Source organism: Methylobacterium tardum, assembly GCF_023546765.1.
GTDB classification, from domain to species: domain Bacteria; phylum Pseudomonadota; class Alphaproteobacteria; order Rhizobiales; family Beijerinckiaceae; genus Methylobacterium; species Methylobacterium tardum.
In genome coordinates, this window is sequence record NZ_CP097484.1 from 756,370 (window position 1) to 770,993 (window position 14,624).

Sequence of the window (14,624 nt, forward strand, 5' to 3'; positions counted from 1 at the left end):
TGCGACGCAGGCCGTTCACCGGCTCCTCGCGGCCACGACCACGATCTCGGCGAGATACTCGGGCGCGGCGAGCTTGGCCTCGACGGTGGCGCGGGCCGGCGGGTTCTCCGGGGAGACCCAGGCATCCCAGGCCGCGTTCATCTCCGCGAAGGTCGCGATGTCGGCGAGGTAGACGGTGGCCGAGAGGATCCGTTCCTTGTCGCTGCCCGCTGCGGCCAGCAGCCGGTCGATCTCCGAGAGGATCTGCTGCGTCTGGATCGTCACCCCGGTGCCGACCGTATCGGATGCGACCTGGCCGGCGAGGTAGACCATGTTGCCGAAGGTCACGGCCTGCGACATCCGCTTGCCCGGCTCGATCCGCTGAATGTCCATGCCCGTCTCCACACCTCAAGAACCGGCGTATCTGCCGCCGCAGCGGCCCGGCCGTAAAGGGCTGCGCGTCCGGACGCCGCTGGAACCCGAGGAAAATCGTCACCTGGGGGCGGGGTGCGGGCAACCGTCGCGGTCCGCGAAGCGTTCTGCCGGCATCGACAATCACGCCTTGGGGTTTGTTATGGGTATCCTCTGGACCATCATCATCGGGTTCCTCGCCGGCGTCATCGCCAAGTTCCTCATGCCGGGCCCGAACGAGCCCGCCGGCTTCATCCTGACCACGATCCTCGGCATCGTCGGCGCCTTCGTGGCGACCTTCCTGGGCCAGGCCGTCGGCTGGTACGGACCGAATCAGGGCGCGGGCTTCATCGGTGCGATCGTGGGTGCCGTGGTCGTGCTGTTCATCTACGGCCTGATCGCCGGCCGCCGCACCACCACCTACTGAACCGTCCGGCAGTTCCCGGAACGACGAGGGGCGCCCCGCGGGGCGCCCCTTTTGTTGTCTGGCCGACGCATTCCGGTCGGGGTCCCGCTACAGCACCCTCCGTCATCACGGGCGCAGCGAAGTGACCCAGGGCAACCCGACGATGTCAAACGGTGCACGGACTGGATTGGCTTCGCTCGCAAAGACGGTGACGCCGGAACCCTCGAACGTCGGGGCCTTAAAAATGCTCGGACGCGGCTTTCACGGCGCAGTGGCCGGTCGCGCCGCGCACCGCGAGGCCGACGCCGACGACGAGCGCCAGCAGGCTCAGGAGCTTGTTGGGGCGGGGCTGCGCGGCGGCCGCGGCGATGCCGAGGCCGAGCGCCACCGAGACGGCGCGCTCCGTCGTCGACAGGTTCGGCTGCCCGCTGAAGATGTCGTGCATCATGTCGTTGGCCATGAGAGTCTCCGGTTGGGAAGTCGCGGGGGAACGCGGCATCCGGCGCCCCGTTCCCGGCTGATGGCCGGCCCCCTGGAGCGAAAAGAAAAGGGCGCGGCCCCTAAGGACCGCGCCCGTCTGAGACATCCAGCACCGGCCGGAGCCGGTGCGTGAGTCCCGAGGCTTACTCGCCGGCCTCGCGGCGGCGCTCGCCGCGATGGCGGCCGCCCTCGCGGGGCTCGCGCGGCTCGTCGCCGCGCTCGGCCCGGTCGGCGTCGCGCTGCGCCTTCACCTTCTCGGTGATGTCCTCGCCCGTCTGCTGGTCGGCGACCTTCATGGACAGGCGGATCTTGCCGCGGTCGTCCTGACCGAGGAACTTCACCTTGACCTTGTCGCCTTCCTTGACGACGTCCTGAACCTTGGCGACCCGCTGGGCAGCGAGCTCCGAGATGTGGACGAGACCGTCCTTGGCGCCGAAGAAGTTCACGAAGGCGCCGAACTCCATGCACTTCACGATCGTGCCGTCGTAGATCACGCCGACTTCCGGCTCCGCTACGATCGAGCGGATCCAGTTGTAGGCCGCCTTGATCGCCTTGCCGTCGGCCGAGGCGATCTTGACGATGCCGGTATCCTCGATGTTGATCTTGGCGCCGGTCTTCTCGGCGATTTCGCGGATCACCTTGCCGCCGGTGCCGATCACGTCGCGGATCTTGTCCGTCGGGATCTGCATCGTCTCGATGCGCGGCGCGTACTCGCCGAGCTCCGGACGGGCAGCGGTCAGGGCCTTGGCCATCTCGGCGAGGATGTGGGCGCGCCCGTCCTTCGCCTGGTCGAGGGCGACCCGCATGATCTCCTCGGTGATGCCGGCGATCTTGATGTCCATCTGGAGCGAGGTCACGCCCTCGTCCGTGCCGGCCACCTTGAAGTCCATGTCGCCGAGGTGATCCTCGTCGCCCAGGATGTCGGACAGGACCGCGAAGCGCTCACCCTCGAGGATGAGGCCCATGGCGATGCCCGCCACCGGACGGCGCAGCGGCACGCCGGCATCCATCAGCGACAGCGAGCCGCCGCAGACCGAGGCCATCGAGGACGAGCCGTTCGACTCGGTGATCTCCGACACGACGCGGATCGTGTAGGGGAACTCGTGGGCCGGCGGCAGGACCGGGCGGATCGCCCGCCAGGCGAGCTTGCCGTGGCCGATCTCGCGACGGCCCGGGGAGCCCATCCGGCCGGTCTCACCGACGCTGTAGGGAGGAAGTTGTAGTGGAGCAGGAAGCGCTCCTTGTAGGTGCCTTCCAGCGAGTCGATGAACTGCTCGTCCTCACCGGTGCCGAGGGTGGCGACCACCAGGGCCTGAGTCTCGCCGCGGGTGAACAGCGACGAACCGTGGGCCCGCGGCAGGACGCCGACCTCGGAGACGATCGGGCGGACCGTCTTCAGGTCGCGGCCGTCGATGCGGGCGCCGGTGTCGAGCACGTTCCAGCGCACGACCTTCGACTGGGCCTCCTTAAAGGCGGCCTTGACCTTCTCGGCCGGGTACTTCTCGGCACCCTCCGGGCAGAGAGCGGCCATCACCTTCGCCTTGACGGCGTCGACGGCGGCGTAGCGCTCCTGCTTGACCGTCTTGGTGTAGGCGGCGCGCAGCTCGGTCTCGCAGACCTCGAGGACGGCCTTCTCGACGTCGGCGTTCTCGGGGGCCTTGAAGTCGCGCGGCTCCTTGGCGGCCTTCTCGGCGAGGCGGATAATCGCCTCGATCACCGGCTGGAAATGCTTGTGGCCGAACATCACGGCGCCGAGCATCACGTCCTCGGACAGCTCCTTGGCCTCCGACTCGACCATCAGCACCGCGTCCTGCGTGCCGGCGACGACGAGGTCGAGGCTGGACTCCTCCTTGGTCTCGGTGACCAGCGGGTTCAGCCGGTAGCTGCCGTTGATGTAGCCGACGCGGGCGCCGCCGATCGGGCCCATGAACGGCACGCCCGACAGGGTCAGGGCGGCGGAGGCCGCGACCATGGCGACAATGTCGGGATCGTTCTCAAGGTCGTGGGTGAGGACGGTGACGACGACCTGGGTGTCGTTGCGCCAGCCCTCGACGAAGAGCGGGCGGATCGGGCGGTCGATCAGGCGGGAGACCAGGGTCTCCTTCTCGGACGGACGGCCCTCGCGCTTAAAGTAGCCGCCTGGGATGCGGCCGGCCGCGTAGGCGCGCTCCTGGTAGTTCACGGTGAGCGGCATGAAGTCGATGCCGGGCTTCGGCTCCTTCGTGGCGACCACGGTGGCGAGCACCGAGGTCTCGCCGTAGGTGGCGACCACGGCGCCGTCGGCCTGGCGGGCAACCTTGCCGGTCTCGAGGACGAGCTTGCGGTCGCCCCACATCAGCTCTTCGCGTTGAACGTCGAACATTCTTTCGTCTCTTCCTTGCCTGCGGCGGGCCCAAGCCCGGCGCCGCCCGGGGCAAGACGGCGAGACACTCCACGGCGTGAGTGTCTCGCGATCCTGCCCCGATGCCGGCGCCTCGAAGCGGCCCGCTTGTCGGGAGGCCGGACCCATTCCGGCAGCCCGCGATGGTGAAACGCGGCCCCGGGCCGTGCCCGGAACCGCGCGATAGACGCCTTAGCGGCGGATGCCGAGACGCTCGATGAGGGCGCGGTAGCGGGCCTCGTCCTTGCGCTTGACGTAGTCGAGCAGCGAGCGGCGCTGCGAGACCAGCTTCAGGAGGCCGCGCCGGGAATGGTTGTCCTTGGCGTGGGTCTTGAAGTGGCCGGTGAGGTTGGTGATCCGCTCGGTCAGGATCGCCACCTGGACCTCGGGGGACCCGGTGTCCTTGGCGTCCTTGCGGTGTTCCTTGATGAGCGCGGTCTTGCGCTCTGCCGTGATCGACATCGCGTGCCTTTCGGGTTGTGCTGGTCGGATGCGGCGCCCCGTTCGGGCGCGCGCGGGCTCGGCGTTCGGCCGGTGCCGGGATGTCGTCCAGCACGGTCACAGCGCCAAGCGGCTCAAGCCCCGCCCGGTAACCCGGGTCGAGGCCCGCGTTCCATGGCACGAAACCGCCGGATATGCCAGCCCCGGAGCCTGCGGGCCGCCGTGTCCGATCGACCCGGCACAAGACGGTCGCATCCCGCGGCGTCATGCCGGGACCACGAAGCAGGGCCCGGAATCCAGATCCGCGTGGTTGGCTCAGCCTGGCGGCACCGGCGATTCGGGATTTTAGGCTCGGCGACGCGGCCCCGGGAGGGTCCCGCGAACCATTCCGTTTGCGGCCACGCTGCGCGATGCTTCGACGCGTGACCGGGCTCAGAACACGTTCGGGCGCGCCGCTTGCTCCTCGGCGTTCGAGGCGCGATCAAGCGGGAAGGGGGGACGGAATGGCCGAATCTGCGGTGACGACAGGCGTCCGTGCCGAGCCCGGGCAGAGCCGCGCACTCGCCCGGAGCCTCACGGCCCCCGGCCTCATCGCCATCGGGCTCGGCGCCACGATCGGCGCCGGCATCTTCGTGCTCACCGGGACCGCGGCGGCGCAATATGCCGGCCCGGCACTCAGCCTCTCCTTCGTCATCGGCGCGATCGCGTGCGGCTTCGTCGGCCTGTGCTACGCCGAACTGGCGGCCATGATCCCGGAGCCGGGCTCCACCTACACCTACACCCGCGCGAGCCTGGGGCGGTTTCCGGCCTGGTTGGTCGGGTGGGACCTCGTCCTCGAATTCGCCGTGGCGGCGGCGACGGTGGCGGTGGGCTGGTCGGGCTACGCGCAGTCGCTCGCGGCGGATTTCGGCCTGCGGCTCCCGGCGTCGCTCGCCGGAGCACCCGGGGATGGCGGCCTCGTGAACCTGCCGGCCGTGGGCATCGTCCTGCTGCTGACCGCGCTCCTGATGCGCGCCACCCGGGAGGCCTCCCTGGTGAACGGGCTCCTGGTCGGCTGCAAGGTGGCGATCATCCTGGCCTTCGTGGGCGTCGGCGCGGCCCATCTGAAGCCGGAGCTCTGGCACCCGTTCGTGCCGGACAATGCGGGGCTCTTCGGCACCTATGGCTGGAGCGGCGTGTTCCGCGGCGCCGCCGTGGTGTTCTTCGCCTTCGTGGGCTTCGAGACCGTGGCGACGGCCGCGGGCGAGTGCCGGGCGCCGCAGCGGGACGCGCCGGTCGGGCTGATCGGTTCGCTCCTGATCACCACGGTGCTGTACGTGGCGATGGCGGCCGTGCTCACCGGCCTCGTCCCGTACCGCGATCTCGACGTCGCCGACCCGGTGGCCAAGGCGGTCGACACGATCGGGCTGTCGCGCTTCGCGACGGTGATCAAGGCCGGCGCCCTGATCGGCCTGACCACCTCGGCGCTGACCGCGCTCTACGGGCAGGGCCGGATCTTCTTCGCCATGGCCCGCGACGGCTTCCTCCCGGAGGCCTTCTGCCGGGTCCATCCGGTGACGCGGGCGCCCGTGGCGAGCCAGCTGGTGATCGGCCTGTTCACGGCCGCGGTGGCGGGCCTCGTGCCGATCGGCATCCTGGGCGAGATCGTCAGCATCGGCACGCTCCTGGCGTTCTGCCTCGTCTGCGCCACGGTGCTGATCCTGCGCCGGACGGAGCCGGACCGGCCGCGCCCCTTCCGGGCGCCGGCGGCGGCGCTCACGGCCGGGCTCGGCATCCTGTCGTGCCTGACGCTGATGGCCTCGCTCCCGGCCGAGACCTGGATCCGCCTCGCGCTCTGGCTGGTGCTCGGCCTCGCGATCTATGCCGGCTACGGCCGGCGGCGCGCCCGGCTCAGCTGATCAGGTTGATCGTCGCCTGGGTCAGCCTGTCGATCGTGGCCGAGGCGTTGAGATTGGCCTCGTAGTTCCGGACCACCTGCTGCAGGTCGGCCGATTCCGCGGCCGCGTTCACGTTAGGCAGGCGAACATATCCCCTGAGGTCGGCGGCGCCGTTCGACGGGTCGTAGCGCCGGCGGAAGTCGCTGCTGTCGCGCACGATGCGGCCGACCGGGCTGCGCGGGCTGTCGGCCACGACGGGCGCGAACACCGCGATCTTGCGGGCATAGGGCGCCCCGCCCGGTTCGGTGGGAGCGGAATCGGCGTTGGCGATGTTCTCGGAGATCGTGCGGATCCGTCCGGTCTGCACCTGCCGGCCGGCCGCCAGTGCGTCAGAGGCCGAGTGGAGGGCGCTGGTATCCGGCATGCGCGGGCCTGAGCGGCGGGAGGACGGTGCACGATCCTCGGCGCGATAGGCTTAACGACCGGTTAAGACCAGGTCCGGCGAGCTCTTGGGGCTCAACCTCTGGCCGCCTCGCGAGACGTGGCCGTCAGAGACGCAGCAGGATCCCGATGTGCACGCAAAACGAGCGGTCCCGAAAACCGACTCAGTCATCCCGAGGCCGTGTAGCGGAGCCCGGGATCCGAAATCAGCATCTGATGCTCACCTCACCGTCCCGGAGAGGCTCAACGCCTCCCGGAGATCCTGACCGTCGGTCAGCCGCAGGCCCCGGCGGCGCAGGGATGCTAGCATCGCCCGGTCCGGGAACGGGCAGTAGGGCAGCACCGCGGTGGTCCGGCCCTCGGGCATCGCGCCGGTCCGGGCAATCGTATCGAGCAGCCCATCCAGCAGGCCGCGCCCGTGGGCGTGCAGCGCCACGGCGGCCCGGGTTGCGGTGGTGCCGGGGGGCAGGGGCACGAATTCCTGGGCGAGGATCGCCCCGGTGTCGATCGTGGCGGCCAGCCGGTGCAGCGTCATGCCGAAGCTGCCGGGGCCCTCGGCCAGGGCGTGGATCGTCGGCACCGGGCCGCGGTGACGGGGCAGCAGGCCGGGATGGCCGTTGATGCCCCCGAGCCGCGCCAGCCCGATCGTCTCCGGCTTCAGGATCTGGTCGAAATGGTAGGTCAGGATCAGGTCCGGCGCCGCCTCGCGCAGCCGTTGCGCGACCTCGGGACCGTTGACGTCGTCGATCGACAGAGTCGGGATGCCGAGGCGCCGGCACAGGGTCTTGAGGGGTGTCGCTTCCGGCGCGTCACCGCTTCCGGCCGCCGCCTGGGTCAGCGGCGCCAGGGGCCGCAGCAGGTCCGGCAGGCCGAAATTGACCGCCAGGTAGGGCAGGATGCCGGCGCCCGAACGCGCGAGGTGCCGCCGGATCTGGCCCGTCAGGCCGCCGCTCGACGGCCGTTCGGCGTTGGAGAGGCCCACGAAGGCGATGTCGGCCCGGTAATCGGCGACGAGCCGGCGGACCACGCGGGCGTTCGGCAGCGCCTCCAGGACGAACAGCGCGATCCGGGGCCGCGCCATCAGCGGCGCTTCCGCCGCTGGAACCGGAAGGCGTAGAGCCCGGCCTTGCGGACATTCTCCGGCAGGAGCAGCACGGTGCGGGCGAGGGCCGCGAGGATGAACGGGAACGCGATCACGTCGCGGTTGGCCGCGATGCCCTTGGCGATGCGCACGGCAGCTTCCTCGGCGCTGATTTCCAGCGGCCGCCAGCCCTTCAGCTCACCGCCCATCGGGGTCTTCACGTAGCCCGGCGTCACGACGTTGACCTTCACGCCCCGGGGCCCGACCTTCTGCCGAAGCGCCAGACCGTGGGCAACGAGGGCCGCTTTGGCGCCGCTATAGGCCGGCGCGTCCTGCAGCGGCGCATAGGCGGCCAGCGACGACAGCAGGACGATCTGGCCGCGTCCGCGCTCGAGCATCAGCGTCAGGCTGGGCAGCACGACGTTGAGCGAGCCGGTGTAGTTGATGTCGGCGGTCTCGAAGGCCACGTCCTCGGCCTCGACCTGCCCCTCCTGGTTGCCGCCGTTCACCGCGGCATTGGCGATGACGAGGTCGAGGGGCGCCTCCGCGTCCGACCGGCGCACGAGCGCCACAGCAGCGGCCCGGTCGCGGGTGTCGAGGCGGGCGGCATCGACCGTGGCGCCGCTGGCGCGGCAGTCGCGGGCCACAATCTCCAGGCGCTCGGCATTGCGGCCGACGAGGATGAGGCTGACGCCGGGTTGCGCGTAGTGGCGCGCCAGCGCAGCGCCGATGCCGCTCGACGCGCCGGTGATCAGAATGCGGGGCATAGGGCGGGTTACGCCGCCGGGCGTGGAAAGATCAAGGTCGGGACGGGCTCACCGACCGCGAAAGCCGTGTCAAAGGCCCCGGATCCCTCCGCCGGTGCGGATTTCGGTCAGTAAACCGGGGCGAGTTCGCCGTCCCGCTCGGCCGCTTCGCGGATCGCCCGCGCCGCCGCCAGCATCGAATCGGGAAGCGCCGCCTCCATCCGTGGCACCGAGCCGGCCACGGCCCGGTCGATGGCTTCCTTGGAGAAGAAGCCGCCGTTGACCTGGGTCCGATGAAGCACGACGCGGCGGAAATCGGCCATCAGGCCCATATCGGGCGCCGTCGGGCTCTTCCAGAAGCCGTCGAGGTCACCCTGATGGGTCAGGCCGGCCATGTTGTAGATCGCGCTGCCGACCGCATGGGTTGGGCAGCCCATCTCCAGCGACAGCATGCCCACTGTCGAGTTGACGATGACCACGCCGCGCGCGCCCTTGATCAGGGCCGGAAGGTCGCCGCCGTCGATGAAGTCGAGCCGGTCGCTGACACCGTGGCGGCGAGCCGAGGCGCGGGCGAACTTGCGCCAGTTGATCAGGCCGCTGTCGAGCGGGTGCAGCTTCACCAGCAGACGCGTCGGCGCCGCAGAGGCGTCCGCGAAGGACTTGATCACCCGGTCCATGAAGCCCTCGACGCCGAGGAACGGCGAGTGGACCCGGATCTGGTAGTCGCTGTCGAGTTGGAGCGGCAGCAGGAAGTAGTCGCAGCCGACGGCACGGTAGATCTCGTCGCAGCGCGCGGCCTCGCGACGGGTATGGGCTCGGCGGGTGAACTTCTTGATCCAGCCCGCATATTCGGCCGCGATATGGGTCGGCCGGTGGCTGCGGAAATGCGGGAAGAGGTAGGGGAACAGGACGTTGGCGAGGTTGTAGCCGACGTCCCAGACGCTGCGCCGGGCCATGTCGCCCGTGGAGGGCATCGCCCGGCCGGGCTGCGGCAGGCGCCGCGCCAGGGCCCGGACCTCGTCGGCCGTCCGCGGAAGCGACGAGAAGCCGTTCACGCCGCCCAGTTCGCAGGTGATCCAGTTCGGGCGGATGTAGCCCTCCTCGAACACGTGCACCCGCAGGCCGCGATACTCGGCGATCATCCGGGCGGCCTTGTGGAACGGCCGGCAATCCCCGAACAGCACGATATCGGTGACGCTCTCGCGGTCGAGATAGGATTCGAGATACTCGCCCCAGGCCTCGCGGCGGCCGCGGTAATTGTCCGCCTCGCCGCTCCAGAACAGCCAGTCGCCGGGGCAGAGATTGATGCGCCGGACCTGATGCCCCCGCGCGCGCAGCGCCTTTCCGAGATCGGAGAAGAACGGCGTGGCGATGCCCTGGAGGAAGAGGAAGGTCGCAGGGCGGTCACGGAGGGCGTCGGGGGCGGGCTGTTGCATTCCGCGGCGCTTCTATCCTTGACCCTGGCCCGGACGAGCCAGGCCGATGAGAGACAATCAGGTGGCACGGAGCCTGACGGCCCGGCAATCCAAAGCCGTGCCGCAGCACGGTTTTTCCGCGTCGGCGTGGCCCGTCTGCAACGGTGGCGCGTCCGCGGTTCGAGATTCGGATTAGGCCGGCAATCGCGGCGACGATATGTCCAAATCCTTTCCAGGTCGTGGCGGCGGTGACGTCGGCCACGGTTGTCCCCGCGTTGCACGGCCATCCCACGCCGACGAAAATGCGCTACAGGCGGCCCACCACCTCGCCCGAACGGAGCCGGACGCGCCGACCATGGCCCCTGAACCCACCCCGTCGCTCTACGCGACCGGCCGCACGATCCGCCGCCTGCGGGCGGAGATCGAGGCCGCGACGGGCCTCGCCTTCGCGCCGGCGCGCCCCCGAGCGGTCGGTGCGGTCTGGGGCGCCGGAAGTCCGGCCGGGCGTCTGCTGGCCCTGGCGGGCCGGCGCCGCCTCGTGGTCGGCCCCGGGCCGCTCCTCAGCCCGTACGATACGCCGGAGACCGGTTTCGCGTCCCTGACGATCAGGCTCGACGGCGTGCCGCTCGGCGGGGAGGGCGGCGTCCACTACCTCGATCCCTGGACCCGGGCGCCGATCGAGCGCGCAGCCTGCGCAGAGCGGGTGGCGTGGCTCGCCGCGCGCTTTTCCGAGAACGACCGGCGGGTCATCTATGTTGGGATGTCGCGCTGGAAGCGGCCGGCCCTCGACGTGCTCGGGGCCGGGCCCGCCGGGCGCCCGATCCACACCATGACCACCGAGGCCGCCATCAAGGCCGGTCGGCGCCATCGCGGGCGCGTCCTCGCCTGGGCGACCCGGGCGCCGGGCCAGCTGGAGGAGGCCTGCGCGCAGGCCGGGCTGCCGCTGGCCCGGGTGGAGGACGGGTTCCTGCGCTCCGTCGGGCTCGGCGCCAGCCTGCAGCCCGGCGCCTCCATCGTGGTCGGCGATCTCGGCATCTACTACGATCCGCGCCGGGAGAGCCGCCTCCAGCGGCTGCTCGCCGAGGCGGACTTCACCCCGGATCTCGTTGCCCGGGCACGCCGCCTGCGCGAGGAGGTCGTGGTGCGCCGGCTCAGCAAGTACAATGTCGGCCTGGACGCCGCGTCGCTCGACTGGCCGGCCGGACGGCGGATCGTTCTGGTCCCCGGCCAAGTGGAGGACGATGCCTCGGTGCGGCACGGCTCGCCGCTGGTCCGCTCGAACCGGGCACTCCTGGAGGCGGCCCGACGACGCAACCCGGACGCGTTCCTGCTCTACAAGCCGCATCCCGACGTGGAGGCCGGCTTCCGCCCGGGGATCATCCCGGAGGCGGAGGCGCTGACCCTGGCCGACCGGATCGTCGCCGGCATCAGCATCGTCGACCTGCTCGACCGGGTCCACCACGTCGAGACCATGACGTCGCTCGCCGGCTTCGAGGCGCTGATCCGCGGACTCACCGTGGCGACGCACGGCCGGCCCTTCTACGCGGGCTGGGGCCTGTCGGAGGATCTGGCGCCGGGGGCCGACCGGGGCCGCCGGCTGAGCCTCGACGCGCTGGTGGCCGGGGCGATGATCCTCTATCCGCGCTACCTCGATCCCGTGGCGATGAAGCCGTGCAGCCCGGAGCAACTCCTCGACCGGCTCAGCGCAGCCCGGGACGCGGCGCCGCGCAGCGCCCTGTCCATCGGCCGGGCGGCCCACTTGGTGATGCGGGCTCGCTACGGGCTCCTCAACCCGATCGTGCGGGCGCTGCGCAGTCGGCGCGGCGTCGGCCGCGAGACCGGAGACGGCCCGCGGTGAGACGGATCCCGGGCCGAGACACCGGAATTCCGAGACCTTGCTGTGACACCAAAGCGATAGCGCGCGCTGCTAAGATCGAGATTCAGCAGCATGCCCTGGGCCGCCCCCGATCAATCCGGATCAGGAGCGACTCGCAAACCCTTGCTCCGACGCGCTGTTTCCCGCCGGACCGTAGCCCGGCGGCGAGCAGGCCCGTCTCCAGCCGAGTGCCCGAGTCTTGACGACCTTCCTCATTGCCACCGGCCTCGCGCTCGCCGTCTGCCTAGCCCTGGAGGTGCTCGTCGGCGACGCGATCACCCGGGCGAGCCTCGCGCCGCGCGACCTCGGCCTGCGGCTCACCGGCTACCTGCTGATCCTGCTGTTCTGGTTCGAATTCTCCTGGCGGCCCTGGCTCGCCGGGCTGACCTGCGTGATCACCGTAGCGATCCTCATCGTCGTCAGCCGCGCCAAGCGCTCGGTGATCGGCGAGCCGCTGCTGTTCAGCGATTTCGCCCTGCTTCCGCAGGTGCCGCGCCACCCGCAGCTCTACTACATCCCGCCGCTATGGGATCCGCGCATCTCCGTGCCCGTCCTGCTCACCCTGGCGGCCACCGTGCTGTGGTACCGGACCGAGCCGAGCGTGCTGCCCGATTCCACCCTGCCGCGCATCCTCGCCCTGCTCGGCCTGCCGCTGCTGCTCTGGCTGATGGTCAAGGCCGCGCCGCGCCCGCCGCTTTCCAGGCTGATCGCCCGCTGGTTCCCGCGCCCCGACCTAGAGGCGGACGTGGCCCGGGTCGGCCTTCCGGCGAGCCTGCTCGGCTACACCGCCCGGGCGCTGGCGGGGGCGAGCCCGGGCCCGAAGCGCCGACGCTGCCCCCCGGACCGGGCGACGACGTCGTGGTGGTGGTCCAGCTCGAATCCTTCATCGACCCAGAGCGGCTCGGCGGCGCGACGCTGCCGGCGATGGAGCTGTTCCGAACGCGGGCCGCGCAGTACGGCCGCCTTCAAGTCCCGGCGCACGGCGCCTACACGATGCGCAGCGAGCACGCGGTGCTCACCGGCCGGCCCTCCGAAAGCCTCGGCTTCGGCCGGTATGATCCTTACACGTCCCGGAGCGGCGACGAGCCGACGAGCCTCGCCCGTCTCGCTCGGGCCCGGGGCTACGCGACCCTGTTCCTCCACCCCTTCCACCGGGACTTCTTCCGCCGGGCGAAGATCATGGAGGCGTTCGGCTTCGCCGACCTCGTGATGGGCGAGGCCTTCGCGGAGGCGCCGCGGGTCGGACCGTATGTCGGGGACGTCGCCCTGGGCGAGCGCCTGCTGGCCGAGGTGCGGGCGCGACCGACGCCGCTCTTCCTGTTCTGCGTCACCATGGAGAACCACGGTCCCTGGAAGCCCGGTCGGCTGCCCGGGCTCGACGACCCGCAGGCGCAGTATCTCCACCACGTCGCCAATACCGGGCGGATGGTCGAGGCCCTCGTGGCGGGGCTCGATGCCCTGGCCCGCGAGCGTCGCCAGACGATGACGCTCTGCGTGTTCGGCGACCACGCGCCTTCTCTGCCGACTTGCAAGCCCGGCTTCGGCGGCCGGACCACCGAGTACGCCCTGTTCCGCTTTGGCCGCGCGTCGGACACGCCGCGCCGGGTCGATATCCCCGCCGATGCCTTGGGGCGGGCACTGCGCGGCGCCCTCGCCGCCGCGTCTGCGGACATCTCCGTTCGGACATGATAAGGTTAAGCTTGCACGCCATAAGCGTGGCCGTGCCACGCTGGTGACGCATTGCCGACCGATAGCGCGACCGTCCGCGAGACGGCCGCAGGTTCGGCGCGGCCGTTAAAGCGATCGCAGCGTTTGGCGGTCAAACTGGATGTCCCGACCCATGCCAGCGATGGCAGGAGGTTCGGCGAGGAGAAGTCTCTGTGATGCTGCGTAAGACGACGCGCACCGCCTTGATGGCCGCACTGGCGGCGGGATCGATCGGCGGCTGCACGTACCTGCCCGCGGCGGGTCCGACGGCGAGCGCGATCCAGGCGGGGTCGGAGGTGGCGACCGCCGACGGCGGCCTGCTGGCGCGCTACGAGATCATCGACGTCACCCCGAGCGTGGTCGAGGCCCTGCGCGGCCGGCCGCTGGACAGCCTGCTCGCCTCGTTCGGCGATCACCGCCCCTCGACCGAGCCGGTCATCGGCATCGGCGACATGGTCTCGGTCTCGGTCTGGGAAGCCGGCTCCGGCGGCCTGTTCTCCGGCCCGCTGGTCGCCGACCGGTTCTCGGCCGGCTCCAAGTCCGCCCTCATCCCCGAGCAGCCGGTCGGGCGCGACGGCGCCATCTCGGTGCCCTATGCCGGCCGCATCAAGGTCGCCGGCCGCCGCACCCAGGACGTCCAGGCGCTGATCGAGACCGAACTCGCCGGCAAAGCCATCCAGCCGCAGGTGCTGGTCTCGGTCACCCGGCCGATCAGCCAGGCCGTGACCGTCACCGGCGAGGGCGCGGCCGGCGCCCGCCTGCCGCTCTCGGGCCACGGCGACCGAATCCTCGACGTCATCGCCGCCGCCGGCGGCAACCGCGCGCCGGTCAACGAGACCTTCGTGCGGCTGTCGCGCGGGCCGGTCACCGCCACGGTGCCGCTGACCACGGTGGTGTCCAACCCCAAGGAGAACATCTACCTGCGGCCCAACGACGTGCTCACGCTGGTGCGCGATCCGCAGACCTTCATCGCGGTCGGCGCCCTCGGCAACAGCACCGAGCTGCCGTTCCAGGCCGATGGCATCACCCTGGCGCAGGCGCTCGCCAAGGCGCGCGGCCTGTCGGACTTCGCCGCCGACCCGGCCGGCACGTTCATCTTCCGCTTCGAGCCGGCCAGCGTCGTGCGCCGGCTCAGCCCGGGCTCGAAGCTGCTCGGCACGCCGCTCGTGCCAGTGGTCTATCGGATCGACATGCGCGACCCCAACAGCCTGTTCGTCTCCCAGGCGTTCCGGATGCGCAACCGCGACCTCATCTACGTCTCGAACGCGCCGTTCACCGAGGTCTCCAAAGTGCTCACCGCCTTCAGCGGCGTCACCGGGCCGATCTCGTCGCTATCGACCGCGTACTTCTACGCGAAGTAACATGCGGCGCCGGCCACGTGGCC

At 70.7% G+C, this 14,624-nt stretch carries 11 protein-coding genes and 2 pseudogenes; 5 read left to right on the top strand and 8 right to left on the bottom strand.

All coding sequences use genetic code 11. The features are described 5' to 3' along the window. Positions 1–15: 15 nt before the first annotated feature. Positions 16–372: a RidA family protein gene (locus tag M6G65_RS03700; protein ID WP_250103585.1), complete on the bottom strand. Its 357-nt coding sequence runs from the start codon at positions 370–372 to the stop codon at positions 16–18. Positions 373–553: 181 nt separating this feature from the next. Here M6G65_RS03700 and M6G65_RS03705 point away from each other — a divergent pair, with 181 nt between their 5' ends. After that, positions 554–817 carry a GlsB/YeaQ/YmgE family stress response membrane protein gene (locus M6G65_RS03705; RefSeq protein WP_238199598.1) on the top strand — a complete coding sequence of 88 codons (264 nt, stop codon included), beginning with the start codon at positions 554–556 and terminating at the stop codon, positions 815–817. A 217-nt stretch (positions 818–1,034) separates the two neighbouring features. Here the strand turns inward: M6G65_RS03705 and M6G65_RS03710 are convergent, their stop codons facing one another. From M6G65_RS03710 to rpsO, 3 genes and pseudogenes are all read right to left on the bottom strand, one after another. After that, entirely contained in the window at positions 1,035–1,256 is a 222-nt protein-coding gene (locus M6G65_RS03710) for a YgaP-like transmembrane domain (RefSeq protein ID WP_012317941.1), read from the bottom strand. 163 nt (positions 1,257–1,419) lie between these two features. Beyond that, positions 1,420–3,638 (bottom strand): annotated as a pseudogene (gene pnp, locus M6G65_RS03715) (polyribonucleotide nucleotidyltransferase). A 210-nt stretch (positions 3,639–3,848) separates the two neighbouring features. After that, positions 3,849–4,118 (bottom strand): 30S ribosomal protein S15, encoded by a 270-nt coding sequence (rpsO, locus tag M6G65_RS03720; protein ID WP_010685305.1) that lies wholly within the window; start codon positions 4,116–4,118, stop codon positions 3,849–3,851. 482 nt (positions 4,119–4,600) lie between these two features. Between rpsO and M6G65_RS03725 the strand changes: the two genes are divergently transcribed. Further along, positions 4,601–5,995: an amino acid permease gene (locus M6G65_RS03725; RefSeq protein ID WP_238199574.1), complete on the top strand. Its 1,395-nt coding sequence runs from the start codon at positions 4,601–4,603 to the stop codon at positions 5,993–5,995. On the opposite strand, the gene M6G65_RS03730 is transcribed toward M6G65_RS03725, so the two are convergent. The 4 genes from M6G65_RS03730 to M6G65_RS03745 form a co-directional block, all read right to left on the bottom strand. Further along, on the bottom strand, positions 5,988–6,398 hold the full coding sequence (locus tag M6G65_RS03730; RefSeq protein WP_192708776.1) for a flagellar basal body rod C-terminal domain-containing protein: 411 nt from the start codon (positions 6,396–6,398) through the stop codon (positions 5,988–5,990). The genes M6G65_RS03725 and M6G65_RS03730 overlap by 8 nt on opposite strands. Positions 6,399–6,635: 237 nt before the next feature. Next, positions 6,636–7,496: a formyltransferase family protein gene (locus M6G65_RS03735; RefSeq protein ID WP_238199573.1), complete on the bottom strand. Its 861-nt coding sequence runs from the start codon at positions 7,494–7,496 to the stop codon at positions 6,636–6,638. Beyond that, positions 7,496–8,263: an SDR family NAD(P)-dependent oxidoreductase gene (locus tag M6G65_RS03740; RefSeq protein WP_238199572.1), complete on the bottom strand. Its 768-nt coding sequence runs from the start codon at positions 8,261–8,263 to the stop codon at positions 7,496–7,498. The genes M6G65_RS03735 and M6G65_RS03740 overlap by 1 nt, the downstream gene beginning before the upstream one ends. 107 nt (positions 8,264–8,370) lie before the next feature. After that, complete coding sequence (locus M6G65_RS03745) at positions 8,371–9,678, bottom strand: capsule polysaccharide biogenesis protein (protein WP_238199571.1); 1,308 nt, start codon at positions 9,676–9,678, stop codon at positions 8,371–8,373. A 334-nt stretch (positions 9,679–10,012) separates the two neighbouring features. Here M6G65_RS03745 and M6G65_RS03750 point away from each other — a divergent pair, with 334 nt between their 5' ends. The 3 genes and pseudogenes from M6G65_RS03750 (at position 10,013) to M6G65_RS03765 (ending at position 14,601) form a co-directional block, all read left to right on the top strand. After that, positions 10,013–11,515, top strand: coding sequence for a capsular polysaccharide export protein, LipB/KpsS family (locus M6G65_RS03750; RefSeq protein ID WP_250103586.1), 1,503 nt, complete (start codon positions 10,013–10,015; stop codon positions 11,513–11,515). A gap of 217 nt (positions 11,516–11,732) precedes the next feature. Further along, positions 11,733–13,222 (top strand): annotated as a pseudogene (locus tag M6G65_RS03760) (LTA synthase family protein). Positions 13,223–13,416: 194 nt separating this feature from the next. Then, positions 13,417–14,601: a polysaccharide biosynthesis/export family protein gene (locus M6G65_RS03765; RefSeq protein WP_250103589.1), complete on the top strand. Its 1,185-nt coding sequence runs from the start codon at positions 13,417–13,419 to the stop codon at positions 14,599–14,601. The last annotated feature ends 23 nt before the right edge of the window (positions 14,602–14,624 follow it).